The organism is Mycobacterium scrofulaceum, assembly GCF_001667885.1.
GTDB classification, from domain to species: Bacteria; Actinomycetota; Actinomycetes; order Mycobacteriales; family Mycobacteriaceae; genus Mycobacterium; species Mycobacterium scrofulaceum_C.
Map to the genome: position 1 here is coordinate 64,382 of NZ_LZJW01000102.1, position 17,058 is coordinate 81,439.

Here is a 17,058-nt window from a genome sequence, read left to right on the forward strand (position 1 = left end):
CTTACAGATGGTCAGGTCGTCAGAAACGCGGTGGTGACGGCGTTGAAGAAGTCGGCGCGTTCCCACTGGACCCAGTGGCCCGTGTTCGCCGTGATGAGCACGTCGGCGTTGGGCATCCGCTCGCCCAGCATCGCCGCGCCGCTGGGCTTGTTGACCTTGTCGTCACGTCCCCAGATGACGAGCGTCGGGGTGGCCAGGTGCTTGAGCCTGCGGTCGCGGGTGAAGTCCATTCGCCACAACACCCTTGGGCCCGTCGGCCGTTGCAGGGGCGGATTGGCGACGACCTCGGGCTCGATCGACGACTGGTAGCGCGACTCGATCAGGGCATCCGGGACGGATTCGCCGTCGTACACCAGATACGAGCGGATGAAGGTGCGCAGCTTTTCGGGGCTGGGCCCGTCGCCGCCGTAGTACGACAGCAGGCTTTTCAACCCCGCGGTCGGCAGCCCACGGCTCGTCCCGACACCGCCCGGGCCCATCAGCACGAGTTTGTCGACCCGATGCGGGGTGTCCAGGGCGAGGCGCAACGCGCAGGCACCGCCGAGGGAGTTGCCGACCAGGTGCGCGCGCTGGATGTCGAGTTGGTCGAGCATGCCGCGGATGTGATCGGCCACGTAGCCGAACGGATCGTCGCGATCGACCCCCTTGGACGAGCGGCCGTAGCCGGGCATGTCGGGGACGATCACGCGGAAGTTCTCGGCCAGGGGCTCGATGTTCTTCGAATAGTTCGACACGCCCGACGCACCCGGCCCGCCGCCGTGCAGGAGGACCACCGGTGGGCCGTCCCCAGCCTCGACGAGGAAGATGTCTTTCCCGTTGACGCGCACGGTGCGCTCGGTCATGGTGTCGCTGGTCATCAATTTCCTCCCTATACCTTGAGCCCGGCCGGGGGCCCCGGCAGCCGCTCGTCTTCCTTGGCGGCGGCGTACACGAACCCGTCGGGCCGCACCACCACCACCGACGCGCCGCGCTTGTCGAGCCAGCGCGTCAGGATGCCGTCCGCGTCCACGATGCTGTCCGCACTCGGAACCGCGCCGGGCACAAGGATTTTCAGGACGGGGACGCCCGCATCGCGCCACTCCCGCAGATCGGGGGCCGGCCCGAGGTGCAGCACGGTCCAGCGGCCGCCGATGACGTCGTCCAGCCGGACGGCGTCACCCTTCTCCTCGACCACCCACGGCTGCTGGATGAGCCAGCCGACGGCGCCGTTTCCGTTGTGCGCCAACAAACCCTTCTGGTAACGCGCGTCGGGCAGCCAGCGGTGCTGGCGGAGCCAGGACGTGAACCCCGGCACCTTGCTCGCGGTGCGGAAGAAGTGGTTTCGCACGGCGGCGCGCCGCGGGTCGCGTTGGATGATCAGCTTGCCCGTCTTGACCGCGCGGTTGGTGACCTCCTTCACGTGTGGCATCCGCTCGGCTTGGTAGGTGTCCAGCACCGACTCGGGCAGCGACCCGTTGAGCACCGCGGCCAGCTTCCAGCACAGGTTCGCCACGTCGCGAACACCGGCGCACATGCCCTGACCGATCCACGGCGGCATCGCGTGCGCGGCGTCGCCGGCCAGGAAGACGCGGCCGACGCGCCACCGGTCGGCGAAGCGAACGTGGTGGCTGTAGCAGGCGAACCCGAGGATCTTCACGTTGTCGGGCGAGATCCCCTGTCCCCGCAGCACCTTCCAGATCGCCTCCTCGGAGAGCAGGTCCCTCTCGTCCTCCTCGTCGCGCACCGGGAACTCCCACCGGTGATGCCCCAGCGGGGTGGGGCAGTCGACGGTCGGCCGCTCCGGGTTGCAGTGGAAGCGCAGCCGGTCGTGGCCCGGCCATTCCTTGAGCACCTTGGTGTCGATGACGATCCAGCGCTCCCCGTAGGTGCGCCCGCTGAAACCGATGCCCAGCTGGCCGCGGATGAAGCTCGACCCGCCGTCCGCGGCGATCACGTAAGACGCCCGGATCCGCCGGAACTCGTCGGCGCGAAGATCGGCCAGCATGAGTTCGACGTGCTCGTCACGCTGAACCACCCGCAGGCACTCGTGCTCGAGGAGGACCTTGACGTTGGGGAAGCGGTCCACCCCCTCGCGCAGCACCTTCTCCAGCGCCGGCTGGTAGATGAACTGTTGCGGCGGGTGGCCGTTGCCGCGCGACACCGGCAGGAGCCGCACGAACGGCACGCCGTCCGCGTCGACGAAGTTGGCGCCGTTGCCGGGCTGCATGTCGGCGTTGAGGCGGTCGGCCAGGCCGACCTGTTGCCAGATGCGCACGACCTCCTCGTCGGTCGAAATGGCCCTGGCACGCACGTAAATGTTCGGATCGCGCTCCACGACGACGACCTTGAGGCCCAGCTGGCCGAGCAGGTTGGCGGCGGTGACGCCGACCGGCCCGTACCCGACGATCGCTACGTCATAAATCGGTTGGTCTGACATGTGGGGAACCTTCGGTGAAGAGGTTGTTAATGTAGTGCTCCATACAGTAAGCTCTCGATAGCGTGATCGTCAACACCTTGAAGGAGGGAATGTGGCACAGAAAAAAGCGGCCGGCGCCAAAGCCCCCGACCCCCGCGCTCAGCGGCGCACGCGCGCCAACGGCGAACAGTCGCGCGAGCGGATTCTCGACGCGGCCACCGAAGTCGCCACCGAGCGCGGCTACGACGGCACGACGATCTCACTGGTCAGCAAGAAGAGCGGCCTGCCGCCGACCTCCATCTACTGGCACTTCACCGACAAGGACGACCTGATCGCCGCGGTCATCGAACGAAGCTTCCAGCGCTGGCTGGCCGAGCTCGACCTGCCGGAAGTGACGGTCGACCGCGAATGGATGACCGAGTTCGGCGGCCGGGTCGCCAAGGCCCTGCTCGACGCGCCGGACTTCCTGCGCCTCGGGCTGATGCTGAGCCTCGAGCGCCGGCCCGTCGAGCCGCGGGCCAGGGAGATGTTCCTCGAGGTCCGCGATCGCGCGTTCCATCGGTTCGCCGAGATGGTGCGGCAGATTGCGCCGGAGCTTGGCGACGAAGGTGTGCACCTGCTGACCACCTACGCGATCGCCGGCGCCGATGGCTTGTTCATCGCCAAGGAGGTCGGTGGCGACTCCGTAGACCTGGCCAGGTTGTTGGACCTGCACGTCCGCATCGTCTTCGACATGGCGGCCAAGCTGCTTGAGCCCGGGGACTCGGCATGACCGTTCAATCCGCTCAGCTGACCGACGCCGCTCAACTGCTCTACGACGCCCAGCGCACCCGCGTCCCGATCGAGCCGCTGACGCAGACGTATCCGAATATGACGGTGGCACAGGCATATTCGGTGCAGCGCAGCAACATGGCCCGCTACCTCGCCGAGGGGCGCGTGCTGCGCGGCCACAAGATCGGCATCACCTCCGCGCCCATGCAGGAGCTCCTTGGCGTGGACGAGCCCGACTTCGGCTACGTCCTCGACAGCATGGTGTTGCCCGACGGCGCGGCCGTGCCGGTCACCGCGTTCTGCGCGCCGCGCGTCGAACCCGAGGTCGCCTTCCTGATGCGCGAGCCGTTGCGCGGTCCGAACGTGACGATCGGCGACGTGCTGGCCGCGACCGAAGCCGTCGCCCCGGCATTGGAGATCGTCGACAGCCGGATCGCCGACTGGCGGATCACGTTGGCGGACACCGTGGCCGACAACGCCAGCTCCGGTGCGGTGGTGCTGGGTGAGTGGGTGCCGTTTGGCCGGGCGCCGGCGCTCCCCGAGACCACCGCCACCCTCGTCGTCAACGACGTGACCGTGGCCAAGGGCGCGGGCACCGCCGTGATGGGTCACCCCGCCGCCGCCGTCGCGTGGCTGGCCAACGCGGTCGCCAAATACGGCACCACGATCGAGGCCGGCGAGTTCGTGATGTCCGGCTCGTACACCACGGCCATGTTCGTCGCCGCCGGGGACCGCGCATCAGCAACGGTCGGCGGGCTCGGTTCAGTCAGCGTGAGTTTCGAGTAAGAGCCCAAACAAGGAGCAGTTCAGTGAGTAACGAACGATATCCGGTCGCCATCATCGGATCCGGCAACATCGGCACCGACTTGATGATCAAGGTTCTCCGCAGCGAGGGACCGCTGCAGATGGCGGCGATGATCGGCATCGACCCCGGCTCCGACGGGCTGGCCAGGGCGAAACGCCTTGGCGCGCCGACGTCGTCCGAGGGCATCGAGGGCCTGCTGGCGATGCCCCACTTCGACGACATCCGGCTCGTGTTCGACGCCACCAGCGCGAGCGCACACGTCAAGCACTGGAACATGCTGCGCGACAAGGATGTTCGTGTGCTCGACCTTACGCCGGCGGCCATCGGGCCCTTCTGCGTGCCGGTGGTAAATCTGGATGACCACATCGACGCGCCGAACCTCAACATGGTCACGTGCGGCGGGCAGGCCACCGTGCCGATCGTCGCCGCCGTCAACAACGCGGCCCTGGTGTCGTACGCCGAGATCGTCTCGTCCATCTCGTCCAAGTCGGCCGGCCCGGGCACGCGCGCGAACATCGACGAGTTCACCGAGACGACCGCCACCGCGCTCAAAGTGGTTGGCGGAGCGCAGCGCAGCAAGGCGGTGATCATCCTCAACCCGGCCGACCCGCCGATCCTCATGCGCAACACCGTCTACTGCCTGGTCGAGGGCGACTGCGACCACGAAGCCGTCAGCGCCTCGATCGCCGAGATGGTGGAGCGGGTCACCCGCTATGTGCCCGGCTACAAGCTCACCAAGCCCGTCCAGTTCGAGACGTTCGACGCCGACCGGCCGCTGCACATCCCCGAGACCGGGAAGTTCATCGGCACGCGGGTCACCGTGATGCTGCAGGTGACGGGCGCCGCGCACTACCTGCCCGCCTACGCGGGCAACCTCGACATCATGACGTCGGCCGCCCTGGCCACCGCGGAACGAATCGCCGCGCACTCGATGACGACTGTGGGAGTACGGAAATGAGCAAGGCGCTCTACATCAGCGATGTCACGCTGCGTGACGGGATGCACGCCGTCCGGCACTCCTACACCCTGGAGCAGGTCACCGCGATCGCCCGGGCGCTGGACGAGGCCGGGGTGGACTCGATCGAGGTCGCCCACGGCGACGGGCTGTCCGGGTCCAGCTGCGTCTACGGGTTCGGCGCCCACACCGACCTGGAGTGGATCGAAGCCGTGGCCGGCACCGTGAAACGGGCCAAAGTGGCGACCCTCGTGCTGCCGGGCATCGGGACGGTCCGCGACCTGACCGCCGCGCACCGGGCGGGCGCCAGTGTCGTGCGCGTCGCGACGCACTGCACCGAGGCCGACATCTCCGCGCACCACATCGCCGCGGCGCGCGACCTCGGCATGGACACCGTCGGCTTCCTCATGATGAGCCACATGACCACCCCGCAGAAGCTCGCCGAGCAGGCCGTCCTGATGGAGGGATACGGGGCCGGGTGCGTCTACGTCGTCGACTCCGGTGGCGCGATGACCATGCGCGACGTCGCCGACCGGGTACGGACCGTCCGCGAAAGCCTGGACGAGGCAACCGAAGTCGGCATCCACGCGCACCACAACATGTCGCTCGGGGTGGCGAATTCGATCGTCGCCGTCGAGCACGGCTGCCACCGCGTCGACGCGTCACTGACGGGCATGGGCGCCGGCGCCGGCAACGCGCCGCTGGAGGTCTTCATCGCGGCGGCCACCCGCATGGGCTGGAAACACGGCTGCGACCTCAACGCGCTCGAAGACGCGGCCGACGACCTGGTGCGGCCCCTGCAGGAGCGCCCGGTGCGCGTCGACCGGGAAACCCTGACGCTGGGCTACGCCGGCGTGTACTCCAGCTTCCTGCGCCACGCCGAGGCAACCGCCGAGCGGTTCGACGTCGACGCGCGATCGCTACTGGTCGAGGCCGGGCGCCGCGGACTGGTCGGCGGTCAGGAGGACCTGCTCGTCGACATCGCCCTCGACCTGACCGGGGAACGGGCGTCCGCCTGACGGAGGGCGTGTGCCCTTGGACTCTGGCGTGTGAGCCGCCACCGGACGAGACTGCAAGGCAGTCCCTCCTACGCGCAGCAACGACGGAGCCATGACGAGCCTTCAGGTCTTGCCGGGCAGCCCCACCCCCCTCGGCGCCACCTCCGACCCGCGCGGCACCAACTTCGCCGTGTCGTCGGGGGGCGACCGGGTGACGCTGTGCCTGTTCGACCGCCACGGCAGTGAGTCGCGGTTGGAGCTGCCGGACCGCGACGGCGACGTGTGGCACGGATTCGTGCCCGGCGTGCACGCCGGGCAGGCCTACGGGTACCGCGTCGACGGACCGTTCGACCCGGGGCGGGGCCTGCGCTACAACCCGGCCAAGCTGCTGCTCGACCCCTATGCGCGCGCCATCGCCGGAGACGTGCGGTACGGCCCGGAGTTGCTCGGCCACGACGTCGAAAACCCCTCGGCGCCAAGCCAATTGGATTCCGCGGCATGCGTGCCGCGCAGCCTGGTGATCGGCGACACCTCGGTGCCCGCGGCATCGCGGCCCCACTACTCCCTCGCCGAGACGGTGCTCTACGAGGTGCATGTGCGCGGGTTCACCGCCACTCACCCCGACATACCCCTGCCTCTGCGGGGAACGTACGCAGGGCTGGCGCACGACGCGGCGGTGGATCATCTGGTGGACCTGGGCGTCACCGCGGTGGAACTGCTGCCGGTGCATCACCACGTGCCCGAACAGTTCCTGGTGGACCGCGGGCTGACCAATTACTGGGGCTACAACACCATCGGCTTCTTCGCGCCGCACGCGGGGTACTCGGCGGCCGTGCGGGCGGGCCTCCCGGGCGGACAGGTCGAGGAGTTCTGCGCCATGGTCAACCGGCTGCACGGCGCGGGCCTGGAGGTGGTGCTCGACGTCGTGTTCAACCACACCGCCGAAGGCGGGGCCGGCGGTCCCACGCTGTGTCACCGGGGCCTGGACAACCGCGCCTACTACCGCCTGGATCCGGCGGACCCGTCGCGCTACGTCGACACCACCGGCACCGGCAACGCGGTCAACGCCGATCACCCGGCGACGCTGCAGATGATCATGGATTCGCTGCGCTACTGGGTCTCGGAGATGGGGGTCGACGGTTTCCGCTTCGACCTGGCGACGACGCTGGGCCGGCAGGGCGGCGACTTCGATCCGTTCGCCGCGTTCTTTGCGCTGGTCGCCCAGGACCCGGTGATCTCCCGGGTCAAGCTGATCGCCGAGCCGTGGGACGTCGGCCGGTTCGACAGTTATGAGCTGGGCCGGTTCCCGCCCCAGTGGAGTGAATGGAACGGCCGGTTCCGCGACACGGTGCGGGACTTCTGGCGCAGCCACGACGGGCTCCTCGGCGATTTCGCGTCGCGACTGAGCGGCTCCGCCGACCTCTACGGCCGCCGCGACGAGGGCCGCCGGCCCAGCGCATCGATCAACTTCGTCACGGTCCACGACGGCTTCACGCTGGCCGACCTGGTCTCCTACAACGACAAACACAATGACGCCAACCTGGAGAACAACAACGACGGCAGCAACGACAACCGCTCCTGGAACTGCGGCGCGGAGGGGCCGACCGCCGACGCGGATGTGCTGACGTTGCGGTCGCGACAGCAGCGCGCGTTCCTCGCCACGCTGATGCTGTCGGCCGGTGTGCCGCTGCTCTTAGGCGGCGACGAGTTCGGCCGCACACAGCGCGGCAACAACAACGCCTACTGCCAGGACAACGAGATCAGCTGGTTCGACTGGTCGACGGTCGATCGCGAGCTGCTGGGCTTCACAACCGACCTCATCGCGTTGCGCCGCGGCCACCCGGTCTTCCGGCGGCGGCGTTTCCTCACCGGGCCCGCGGCCCGCGACCTGCGTTGGTTCACCCCGTCGGGCAGCGACATGACCGACCCGGACTGGACGGACCCGCTGGCGCGCAGCGTCGCCGTGCTGATCGACGGGTCGGTCGATCCGGACTGCGGCGAGGACGGCACCCCGCTGCTCGACGATCTCTTCCTCGTCCTGATCAACGGTTGGTGGGAGACAATGACATTCGCGCTGCCCGCTGGCGTCCCCGCGAGCGACTGGCGGGTCGTCTGCGACAGCTTCGATCCCACCCGGGTCGGAGCGGCCGGGCCGCTGCCAGCCGGGCCGCGCTCCGTTGTCATCTGCACCTGCCCTGCCGAGCGGGCACCCTCGAGAACCGGGATGTCATGAGGCATGACGCCGGAATCGTCAATTGCGTGGAAGTACTACGCGAGTTCCCCGTTGTCGGGAGCTTTTCCGAGAATGTGGCGGTGCAGTTCCTGGGTCAGTTCATGGATCTGGCGTGTCAGTTCGGTGTTGATATGTAGCTCTTGTTCTTCGGTATGAAATTCGTGGTCGGCCTTGGCCTGCTGGAATTCCGCCTGCCGATTCTGGCCGATCAGGACGAAGGTGGACAGGAAGATCGCTTCGAGGGACACCGTCAACGTCAGCGTCGGCCATGGACTTCGTTCCAGAAAGATCATCCAAACCGCGAACAGCGCCGCGTGGATCCAGATGAAATTCATCGACCCCGCGAATGCTGTGATCTGGTCGGCGAGGCGCAGCTGGAAATCGTTGTTCCGTCTCTTCGCTTCAGCGAGCACGGCGGGATGGTGCACCCGGCCGGTGCGAACCAGCTTGCGCGGAACCAATTGTGGTGTGTGGCCGAGGAACTGCTCGTGTGAAATTGCCATGGGATCTCTTCCTCTCACTCACCGAATCTTTCAGTAGTGCGGCGAAAACTGATGCTCAGCAAGGCAATGTCGGGCTGTGGAGCTTAGCGCCGCCGCGGTGGGCAGAACACCGGCAGAGCCCGATACCGAACGGTGAAGCGTGCATGCTCGTGCTGTCCATCCACCTCGCCGTCCATCGCCACGGCGGTCGGCCCATCAACGGAACGGAAGCTGAACTCGGGAACGTGATGCTCGTGATATAGCCGGCTGCGTTGCAGCCGCCCCAGCATGAGTGCCGTCATGACTCGAATCTTGCTAAAAGGACGGCCTGTCTCCAGAATGCGAACATCGATCAACCCGGTGTCTAACCGGCTGCGTTGCGCGGGCGCGAAGCCGGACGGTAGGTAGATCGAATTGCCCAGGAAGACCAGCGATGTCTGCATCGTCTTGTTGTCGTAGCTGATTCGCACCGGTTGCTCATGGCGCAGGACGCGAAGCATTGCGTAGGCGGCTGCTAACGGCTTGCCTATTGTGTGCTCCAACCGTTCGCGCGTTTGCACGAGCCTCGGATAGGTACCGATGCTTGCGGTGTTGACGATCACCTGGGAATCGTTGAAGCACAACAGATCGACGCACGAAACGGTGCCCTTCTGTATGGCGCGGATCGTCTTGGCTTGGTGGTCGCACCCGATGTCCTTCGCGAAGTGGTTGAACGTGCCGGCCGGGAAGACCGCGAGCGGCCGTCCGGCATCTACCGCGATGGCCGCTGCGCACGCCACCGTTCCGTCGCCACCACCGACGCCGAGTACCTCAGCCCGTTCGGCTGCCGCACGGACCACGTCTTCGATGTTGTCGTTCGTGGCGAGTTCGACGATCTCGGCATTCGGCAGTTCTCGTCGAACCTCGCCGATGATGCGCGCGCCGCTACCGCTCCCCGAAGCGGGATTGACCACGAGGACCACCCCGGCGCCATCGGGTCGGGGCGGCGTCTCGATGCGTAGCGGGTCGGCCGAAGGGAGCTTGTGCTCGGCTATTGGCGGGACCAAGCGCGAGCCCAGGACCGCGATCGACGCGCCGATGCCGACGCCCGCAAACACGTCACTGGGATAGTGCGCACCGGTTCCGACGCGGGAAACCCCGACGAGGCCGGCAAGCGGCGCGATCAGCAGCCCCAGCATCGGATTTTCCATCCCGACGCCGACCGTGAAGGCGGCAGCGCTTGCGGAGTGGCCGGACGGTAGCGAATTGGACTTGGGATATTTATGCAGACGTCGCAGCAGCGGAACGGATTCGTGGGAGGGTCGCTTGCGGCGCCACATCCGCTTAGCCAGCTGATTGGTGACCAGGCTCGTCACCGCAAGGCTGGCCACACCGCGGCCCGCGGCGTGGCCAGCGGATCGGTTGCCCGACATCGCTAGCGCCGCCGCAATCGCGAACCACAGCTTGCCGTGATCGGCCGCCCGGGAGAGCGCCGGCATCCATTTATCGAGCAGCGGACTCCGTGACTCCGCGATCGCGTCGAAAAGCTCAGCGTCGAGGGTGCTCAGGCCCGCAGTGATCTGCCGGGCCGCCCGCGAGGAGCGCAACCGCGGAATCCTCATCGCCTCAACCCCTGCCGTCGGGGATACCCCACAGCGCCTGGTGGTTCGTCGCCATCTTTCGGCGCCCAGGTTCGGCGGCATAGGGCCCAAAGTCATCGATGCGCCGAAGAAGTTACTCCGGAAATACCCGTTGGCCGGGGTGGTTTTTGCTCGTTCGGGCGAAGGTTCTGAGCGGTGGCACCGATTCGGCTAGGCGCTCGAGGAGTTGCTTAGCCGCGCAAATCATTTGGGGCACTAAGTGGCTTTGGTTGTGCCCTTCGCGGAACAGCTGACCCAGTTGCCGAACCCGTCAGTGATGACGTTTGGTCAAGACCGAAACTATGCCAAACAGCCTGTGGTGCTTCTTCTTTGATGTCAGAAGTGGCCATCATGTGACCCTTTGCTCTACGTCGGCAGTTGCCAACGGCGCACACTAGTCGCTGTCCGATGACGGATCGATGGAAGGAATGAGATGAGAAAGTTGTCGGAGTCGCTGCTGGACCTGGCAGGGCGGGTCAAGAAAGTCGAGGACTCGGCGGCTGCGGTGCAAGAGAAAAACCGAGAAAAACTGCGGGCCCGCCGTGACGAACTCGAGGCCGCAATCGAGCAGGAGAAGATCGAGCTGGAGGCGGCCGCGACCCTGGTGAAGGAAGACGCCCGCAGCTGGTGGTCGGAAACCAAGAACTCGATCGAGCATCAGATCAATCAGATGCGTGCCGACTTCGAAAAGTGGCAGGGCGACATGAAGGAAAAGAGCGCCGAGCGTGCGGCTGAGAACGCCGAGGACGATGCGGTTGTGGCCGTAAACCTCGCGGCGTACTGCCTGGACGCAGCGGAGTGGGCCGTAGTGCGCGCGGAACTCGCCCGAGGCGAGGCCGACCAATTAGCCGCAAGGAGTTGAGAATCGTGACCACCTTCGACACTCGAGATGTAGTCCGCAACCTTTGGAAATCAATGCTTGCCTGGGGAGTGCTGACGCTGATCTTGGGCGTAATAGTGCTGGTGTGGCCGGGCAAATCGATCCTGGCTGCAGCGGTATTGTTTGGCATCTACCTGATTGCGTCCGGCATAGCCCAGATTGCCGCCGCGTTCGCGCTGGGGTTGTCCGAGGGCGTGCTGTTGTTCATGAGTGGGGCGCTGTCGATCGTTCTGGGTGTGTTCGCCTTCCGCCACTTCTATGCCGGCTGGCCAATCGTACTGCTGGCAATCTGGATTGGGGTCGGCTTCATCTTTCAGGGCGTCGCGGAATCGGCGCTGGCTATCAGCAATCAGGCATTGCCCGAGCGCGGCTGGCACATATTTTCCGGCGCGGTGAGCATCCTCGCCGGAATGATAGTGATCGCCTGGCCGTTGCATTCGATCGTCTTATTGGCAATTGTCGCCGGGGTGTCGCTTGTCGTCATCGGGATCACGCAGATCGTCTGGGCTTTGCGGGTGCGCAAGGGAATCAGTTCGGTCGAGCGCGGTTTTGAGCGGTTGACCGGTGGCGCTCGTCACCCAGCGCAACCAGCGACCTAGCCGAGGAGCACCCACCGGTACGGCGCTAAACGTCGGAGGCCAACTGGCCGCCGACCGTGGGCACGCGATTCAGCCCGCGTTCCGTGGCTGATGCCGCAGTTACAGCGATGGCGCGGCCAGCGACGCCGCGGTCACCGAGCAGACAGTGACGCAAGTGATTTCATTGACCGGACCACGACGGGCTGGCGGTCAGCACGTCGTGGCCGTTCCCGGTGATGTGCACGGTGTCACGTCTGAATACCGCCCCAACACGCTCTTGCCACACGTAGCCGGTGATCGCTAAAACCATGCCGGCCTCCAGTTGGTCGTGTTCGCCTGCGGCCAGCAGGGTTTGGGACACCACGGGTGGATCGAACCCCAGCCCCAACCCGTGCGCGATCGGCATCGGCGGAATCGGTTCACCGACCGCCTCGTAGGCGGCCACCAGGTCGGAGATGGGCGCTCCGGGGCGGCAGGCCGCAAGCATGTTGGCGTGCAACGTGTTCGACCGCCTGAAGAGGTCGCGGGTAGCCCCGTCGGCGCTGTCGCCGGACGGCCAGGTCCGACCCACCTCCGCGACGTAACCGTTCGCCAGGGCCCCGGCGGCGAACGCGACCAGATCTCCGGAGCCCACCTCACCCGATCCCGCGCGGCGCCACGGGTGTTCCTTCGACGTCACCCAGGCCGCATCCTGCGTCGCGGGCGTGCTCACCCCGCCCGCGGCCATGGCCTCCATCATGGCGCCGGCCAGTGTGCGCTCCGCGACGCCTGGCGCGAATTCGGCTAGCGCGGCGGCGAGTCCGCGTTCGGCAACCCGGAGCGCGGTGTCCATCGCGGCGATCTCGTCAGCCGTCTTGATGCGCCGCGCGGCCCGCATCGCGGGCTCCGCGTCGACGAGCTCGGCATTGGGGAACGCCTCGGGCAGCAACGCCGCGAAAGTCGGTGTGATGGCATCGGTTCCGACCCGGCGCGCGGTGTCGGCGCCGTCGATCTTCTTGAGCACGTCGACCAGCGTCATCGGATTCCAGGCCAGCCCGTAGAGGTGATTGTGCCCGATCTCCTCCGGAACGCCCTCGTCGTCGGTGCTGTTGAGATAGATCTCCCCGGACCCGCGCACGACGACACACATCGGGCCGAACGGGCGTGTCCCGGCGATCCACAACTGCGGCGCCCCGGTCACGTAACGGATGTTGGCTTGCCGCCCGAGCACCAGGATGTCCAGCCCGTGCGCGTCCATCTGCGCCAGCGCGCGCTCCCGACGCCCCGTCCGCAACGCGGCGGGATCGGGCTGAACCTCAGTCGCCATAAGGGGAGTAGGGGTAGTTGGTGATCGGCAGGTAGCCGTCCTCGGTGATCACCACGATCTCCTCACTGCGATATCCGCCAGTGCCGTCTTCCCACACCACGGGTTCCAGCACCAGCACCATGCCGGCCGGGAAGACGAAGTTGTCGTCGAAATCCTCGCCGAGATCGGTTCCGATCATCGGGGCTTCGGCGGGATAGGTACCGATGCCGTGCCCCAGGTAGAAATGCGGCAACCACGGTTTGCGGCCACCATTGGCGGCGATCGCCGCACGCGCCAGATCACCGGAGGTGACACCGGCTTTGGTCACCGCGAGCACCGCGTCCATGATCGCCCGCCACTGTCGAAACTGATCCTGCTGTCGCTGGGTGGGTGGCCGGCCGACCACCCAGGTCCGGCCGAAGTCGGAGCAATACCCGGCGTAGGTGATGCTGATATCGGTCCACAGCACGTCACCGGCGGCCAGTTCACGATCGGTGGGAAGCAGCGGCAGCGCCAGATCGCCATGCGTCGTCCACACCCCGGTTTCCCGGGAACTCGGCATCACCTGCCAGATGGCCTCCAGCATGTTGGTCGTGGCGCCCAGCTCGAAGGCGCGACGCACCAGCGTCGCCGACAGGTCGATCTGGCGGACCCCCGGCGCCAGTGCCCGCTGCACGTCGACGATCGCCTCTTCGGTGATGCGGGTGGCCCGGCGAAGACAGGACAGCTCATCCCGCGTCTTCACCAGCTGCGCGGCACCGATCACGATCGCCGCATCCGTCGGCTCGCCCCCGGGGAACAGCTTGGGGCCGGCCCTTCGCATCGCCCCGGTCAGTTCGTCGACGGCGACGCTCGCCCCCGGCGGAATCAGCCCCGCCAGCTCGCGGGCGAATTGTTCGACGCCATGGTCGAATTCGAGGTACACGGGCCCGTGCAGATGATCGTCGGGCACCGGTGACTCGGTGGACGCGCCGCCGCGGAACGGCATGAACAGGTGCGGGTATTCGTCGTCGGCGAGCACGACCGCGACGGGACGCTCCACGTGCGACAGACCCGCGTCCAACAGGGGCCAGCTGGCCCCCGTCGCGTACCCGACGTAGCCGTTCATCAGCAATACCAGCGCGTCGACGCCATGGTCGGCCATGGTGGTCCGCAGCCTCGCGCCGATTTCGGAACGCATCCGCAACCGGTCCGGCTCGTCGGGAATGTCGATGAGCGTGCCCGGGGCACTCAGCGATTCGGCCATCTCAAAGACCCAAGAACTTCCGGACGTTTCCGCTGACGACGCGGACCGCGTTCTCGGGCCCGACGGCGTCCACGACCGCGGCCAGCGACCGCTCCGAGTAGCCGTACGTGCTCTCGTTGTGCGGGTAGTCCGACGACCACATCACCTTATCGATTCCGCTCTCGTCGATCTGGGCGAGCCCGAGAGAGTCCACCATAAAGCGAATTCGCCGCGCAGGTCGGGCACCTGCAGGCTCAGGTCGGGCTTCACCATGTCACGGGCAGCTCGTAGAGGCCGTAAGCCAGCGCGTCGTGCTTGAAGGGGAGGTCGACCAGCGGCACCGCGAGTCGCAGGGATGGGACGCGGCGCAGGAGCGTGGGCAGGACGATTTGCAGTTCCATCCGGGCCAGCTGCTGCCCGACGCACTGGTGGCGGCCGTAGCCGAAGCCGACGTGCGGGCCGTCCTCGCGGCGCAGGTCGAGCCGGTCCGGGTCGGGGAATTGCCGGGTGTCCCAGTTCGCCGGCGCGACGTCGAGGATGATGCCCTCGCCGGCGCGGATCGTCTCGCCGCCCACCTCGATGTCCTCCACGGCGATCCGGCGCTGCCCCGTCTGGATGATGCTGAGGTAGCGCATCAATTCCTCGACCGCGACGGCGATCACCTTCGGGTCGTCGGTATCGCGCATCAGCTCCAGCTGGTCCGGATGGTCGAGGAGGGCCGCGACGCTCAGGCTGATCATGTTGGCGGTGGTCTCGTGACCGGCGATGAGCACCCCGGTGGCCAATTGGGCGGCCTCACGCACGCTGAGCTCCTCGGCGCTGACCCGCTCGGCCAGGTCGGAAACCAAATCCTCGGACGGGCTTTGCATCTTGGTCCGCACCAGGTTCGCCAGGTACTTCGCCAACGATGCGGCGCCCTGCGCCGTGTCCTCCTCGGTGGCGTAGCGGCCCATGCCCCGCTGGGCCTGGGTCTGGAAGAAATCCGCGTCCTGGTACGGCACGCCCAGCAACTGGCTGATGACCAAGGAGGGGACAGGGAGTGCCAACGTGCTGACGATGTCGCCCAGTTTGGGTCCGGCCAGCAACGCGTCGATGTGGTCGTCGGTGATTTTCTGCACCGCCGGGCGCAGCGCCTCAACCCGCTTGAAGGTGAACGGCTTTGACAGCATCCGGCGAAACCGGGTGTGCTCTTCGGCGTCGGAGGTGAACACCGAACGCGGGCGCTTGTGCACCGTCGCGAGCATGCCCTCGTTCCAATGCGGGTATCCCGGCAGCCGGTCATCGACACTGGTGCGTGAGTCGGTGAACAACGCCCGGATCGCCTCATATCCGTGGATCAGCCACGGCGTGCTGTCATCCCAGATCCTGACCCGGCTCAACTGTTTGTCGGCGTTGAGCTCCAAGACTTTTGGCGGCGGGGCGAACGGGCAACCTGGGGCTCGCGACATCGGGAACTCCGGGATATCGGTGTCGGTCGTGACGTCGGTCATCGTGCTCCTCGGTTAGGCCTGTTGCGGTGTCCGCCGGGGCTAGGCGCCCGCCGGGCTCACATGAACCGGTGCGCGCCACAGGCCGACCATGGCGTCGATCAGGCCCTCGCCGGCGACCGGCCAGGCCGAACGCGCCCGCGGCCCGTGCTCGGCCAGGGCGCCTTCGTGCTCGGCGCAGGTGTGCATGAGCAGGTTGCGCACCATGACCATGCGTTCTGACCGGACGCGCCTTGGCAGGTCGGGAAGGCAGCGGTTGATGCCGTCGATCGTTTGCACCAGCAGCGGTGAGGCGAGCGCATCCTTGGTGACGACGTGGCGGTAGGTGGGATCGGCCATCGCCTGGGCGGCGAACCGGGCGTACCAGCTGGGGGTGCCCAACGCGTGCAGATGATCGGTCAGTGGTCGCACCAGCGCGCCCACCCAGTCGCGAAGATCGGCCGAATCGTCGATGGCGGTCAGCATTCGGGCCCGCAGCTGCTCGATCGGCTCGCGGTGCTTGTCCTCGATCGCCCGCAGCAGGTCGGTTCTCGTGCCGAAGTGATAGCACGCCGCGGCGTTGTTGCCCTGTCCGGCCGCCTCGCTGATCTGCCGGTTCGAAACGGCATACATGCCACGCTCGGCGAACAGCACTTCCGCGGCCGACAGGATCGCCTCCCGGGTGCCCGTCGACCTATCGGAGCGAGCGGCGCGCTCGGCGGTCATCGCCCCAGTGAACACCGACCACCGGATTAAATCAAGCAATTTATTTAATCCGGCGTGGCCTCTCGAGCGGGCCGGTGACACCACAGTCGGAAACCCCAGCCGTCAAGGTCATTTCACCGCTCCGACGCCCGCCGCGGGCCCCCCGCGAATACAGTCGGCGTATGAATCCGCTGCAGCGGGTGGCTCGCAATCCGGCGGCCTACCGCCGGCTCGTCTTGACCGGCCGGCCGGTCGCGGAGAGTCTCGAGGCGCTGCTTCGCTTCGCGACGACCGGGCGGTTCGGTGTGCTCGATCTCGCCGGCCTGCCCAACGTCCAGATCACCACTTCGGGCCGCAAGACGGGCCTCGCCCGTACGGCGACGGTGCAGTACGTGCCATTCGACGGCGGGCTGTTGCTGGTCGGGTCCAACTGGGGCCGAGAGCGCCATCCCTCATGGTCGGCGAACCTCAAAGCGGCACAACGCGTTACCGTCCGCAGGCGCGGCCATCGCTTCGTCGCCTCGGTCCGGCTGCTCACCGGCGCGGAACGTGAGGAAGCATGGTCCACGGCGGTGGCTCACTGGCCGAACTACCAGATAGCCCAGGACCATGCGGGCCGGCGTCAATTTCGCCTATTTCTACTCACGCCGGTCGGGTAGGC

Annotated in this window: 16 protein-coding genes and 1 pseudogene; 8 read left to right on the forward strand and 9 right to left on the reverse strand. The window is 67.0% G+C overall.

Annotated elements, in window-relative coordinates:
• Positions 1-11: 11 nt before the first annotated feature.
• The gene (locus A5681_RS16090; protein WP_067276679.1) at positions 12-857 is read right to left on the reverse strand and encodes an alpha/beta fold hydrolase; all 846 of its coding nucleotides are present in this window, start codon (positions 855-857) and stop codon (positions 12-14) included.
• An 11-nt stretch (positions 858-868) separates the two neighbouring features.
• Complete coding sequence (locus tag A5681_RS16095) at positions 869-2,416, reverse strand: bifunctional 3-(3-hydroxy-phenyl)propionate/3-hydroxycinnamic acid hydroxylase (RefSeq protein ID WP_067276682.1); 1,548 nt, start codon at positions 2,414-2,416, stop codon at positions 869-871.
• 91 nt (positions 2,417-2,507) lie between these two features.
• Here A5681_RS16095 and A5681_RS16100 point away from each other — a divergent pair, with 91 nt between their 5' ends.
• The 5 genes from A5681_RS16100 to glgX all read left to right on the forward strand — a co-directional run bounded on the left by A5681_RS16100 (position 2,508) and on the right by glgX (position 8,157).
• Complete coding sequence (locus A5681_RS16100) at positions 2,508-3,167, forward strand: TetR/AcrR family transcriptional regulator (RefSeq protein ID WP_067276685.1); 660 nt, start codon at positions 2,508-2,510, stop codon at positions 3,165-3,167.
• Positions 3,164-3,952 carry a 2-keto-4-pentenoate hydratase gene (locus A5681_RS16105; protein WP_067276689.1) on the forward strand — a complete coding sequence of 263 codons (789 nt, stop codon included), beginning with the start codon at positions 3,164-3,166 and terminating at the stop codon, positions 3,950-3,952. Before A5681_RS16100 ends, A5681_RS16105 begins: the two co-directional genes overlap by 4 nt.
• A gap of 23 nt (positions 3,953-3,975) precedes the next feature.
• On the forward strand, positions 3,976-4,929 hold the full coding sequence (locus tag A5681_RS16110) for an acetaldehyde dehydrogenase (acetylating) (protein ID WP_082968383.1): 954 nt from the start codon (positions 3,976-3,978) through the stop codon (positions 4,927-4,929).
• Positions 4,926-5,945: a 4-hydroxy-2-oxovalerate aldolase gene (dmpG, locus tag A5681_RS16115; RefSeq protein WP_067276692.1), complete on the forward strand. Its 1,020-nt coding sequence runs from the start codon at positions 4,926-4,928 to the stop codon at positions 5,943-5,945. The genes A5681_RS16110 and dmpG overlap by 4 nt, the downstream gene beginning before the upstream one ends.
• 91 nt (positions 5,946-6,036) lie before the next feature.
• Positions 6,037-8,157 (forward strand): glycogen debranching protein GlgX, encoded by a 2,121-nt coding sequence (gene glgX, locus A5681_RS16120; protein WP_067276694.1) that lies wholly within the window; start codon positions 6,037-6,039, stop codon positions 8,155-8,157.
• Positions 8,158-8,192: 35 nt separating this feature from the next.
• Here the strand turns inward: glgX and A5681_RS16125 are convergent, their stop codons facing one another.
• Together A5681_RS16125 and A5681_RS16130 are read right to left on the reverse strand one after the other, a co-directional pair.
• Positions 8,193-8,660: a DUF1003 domain-containing protein gene (locus tag A5681_RS16125; protein ID WP_082968384.1), complete on the reverse strand. Its 468-nt coding sequence runs from the start codon at positions 8,658-8,660 to the stop codon at positions 8,193-8,195.
• Between the two features lie 83 nt (positions 8,661-8,743).
• Positions 8,744-10,240, reverse strand: coding sequence for a bifunctional phosphatase PAP2/diacylglycerol kinase family protein (locus A5681_RS16130; RefSeq protein ID WP_067276697.1), 1,497 nt, complete (start codon positions 10,238-10,240; stop codon positions 8,744-8,746).
• Between the two features lie 451 nt (positions 10,241-10,691).
• Here A5681_RS16130 and A5681_RS16135 point away from each other — a divergent pair, with 451 nt between their 5' ends.
• Positions 10,692-11,120: a hypothetical protein gene (locus A5681_RS16135; protein ID WP_067276700.1), complete on the forward strand. Its 429-nt coding sequence runs from the start codon at positions 10,692-10,694 to the stop codon at positions 11,118-11,120.
• Between the two features lie 53 nt (positions 11,121-11,173).
• A complete protein-coding gene (locus A5681_RS16140; RefSeq protein WP_067276704.1) occupies positions 11,174-11,737 on the forward strand; it encodes an HdeD family acid-resistance protein in 564 nt (187 codons plus the stop codon).
• Between the two features lie 160 nt (positions 11,738-11,897).
• On the opposite strand, the gene A5681_RS16145 is transcribed toward A5681_RS16140, so the two are convergent.
• The 5 genes and pseudogenes from A5681_RS16145 to A5681_RS16165 form a co-directional block, all read right to left on the reverse strand.
• A complete protein-coding gene (locus A5681_RS16145) occupies positions 11,898-13,022 on the reverse strand; it encodes a M24 family metallopeptidase (RefSeq protein ID WP_067276707.1) in 1,125 nt (374 codons plus the stop codon).
• A complete protein-coding gene (locus A5681_RS16150; RefSeq protein ID WP_067276710.1) occupies positions 13,012-14,247 on the reverse strand; it encodes a M24 family metallopeptidase in 1,236 nt (411 codons plus the stop codon). The genes A5681_RS16145 and A5681_RS16150 overlap by 11 nt, the downstream gene beginning before the upstream one ends.
• Before the next feature lies 1 nt (position 14,248).
• Positions 14,249-14,446, reverse strand: a pseudogene (locus A5681_RS16155) (amidohydrolase family protein); the annotation flags it as partial.
• 46 nt (positions 14,447-14,492) lie between these two features.
• Positions 14,493-15,716, reverse strand: a complete 1,224-nt coding sequence (locus tag A5681_RS16160) for a cytochrome P450 (RefSeq protein ID WP_067276716.1) — start codon at positions 15,714-15,716, stop codon at positions 14,493-14,495.
• Positions 15,717-15,755: 39 nt separating this feature from the next.
• Positions 15,756-16,433 carry a TetR family transcriptional regulator gene (locus A5681_RS16165; RefSeq protein ID WP_067276720.1) on the reverse strand — a complete coding sequence of 226 codons (678 nt, stop codon included), beginning with the start codon at positions 16,431-16,433 and terminating at the stop codon, positions 15,756-15,758.
• A gap of 146 nt (positions 16,434-16,579) precedes the next feature.
• On the opposite strand from A5681_RS16165, the gene A5681_RS16170 reads away from it, so the two are divergent.
• Positions 16,580-17,056, forward strand: coding sequence for a nitroreductase family deazaflavin-dependent oxidoreductase (locus tag A5681_RS16170; RefSeq protein ID WP_067276723.1), 477 nt, complete (start codon positions 16,580-16,582; stop codon positions 17,054-17,056).
• Positions 17,057-17,058 lie beyond the last annotated feature (2 nt).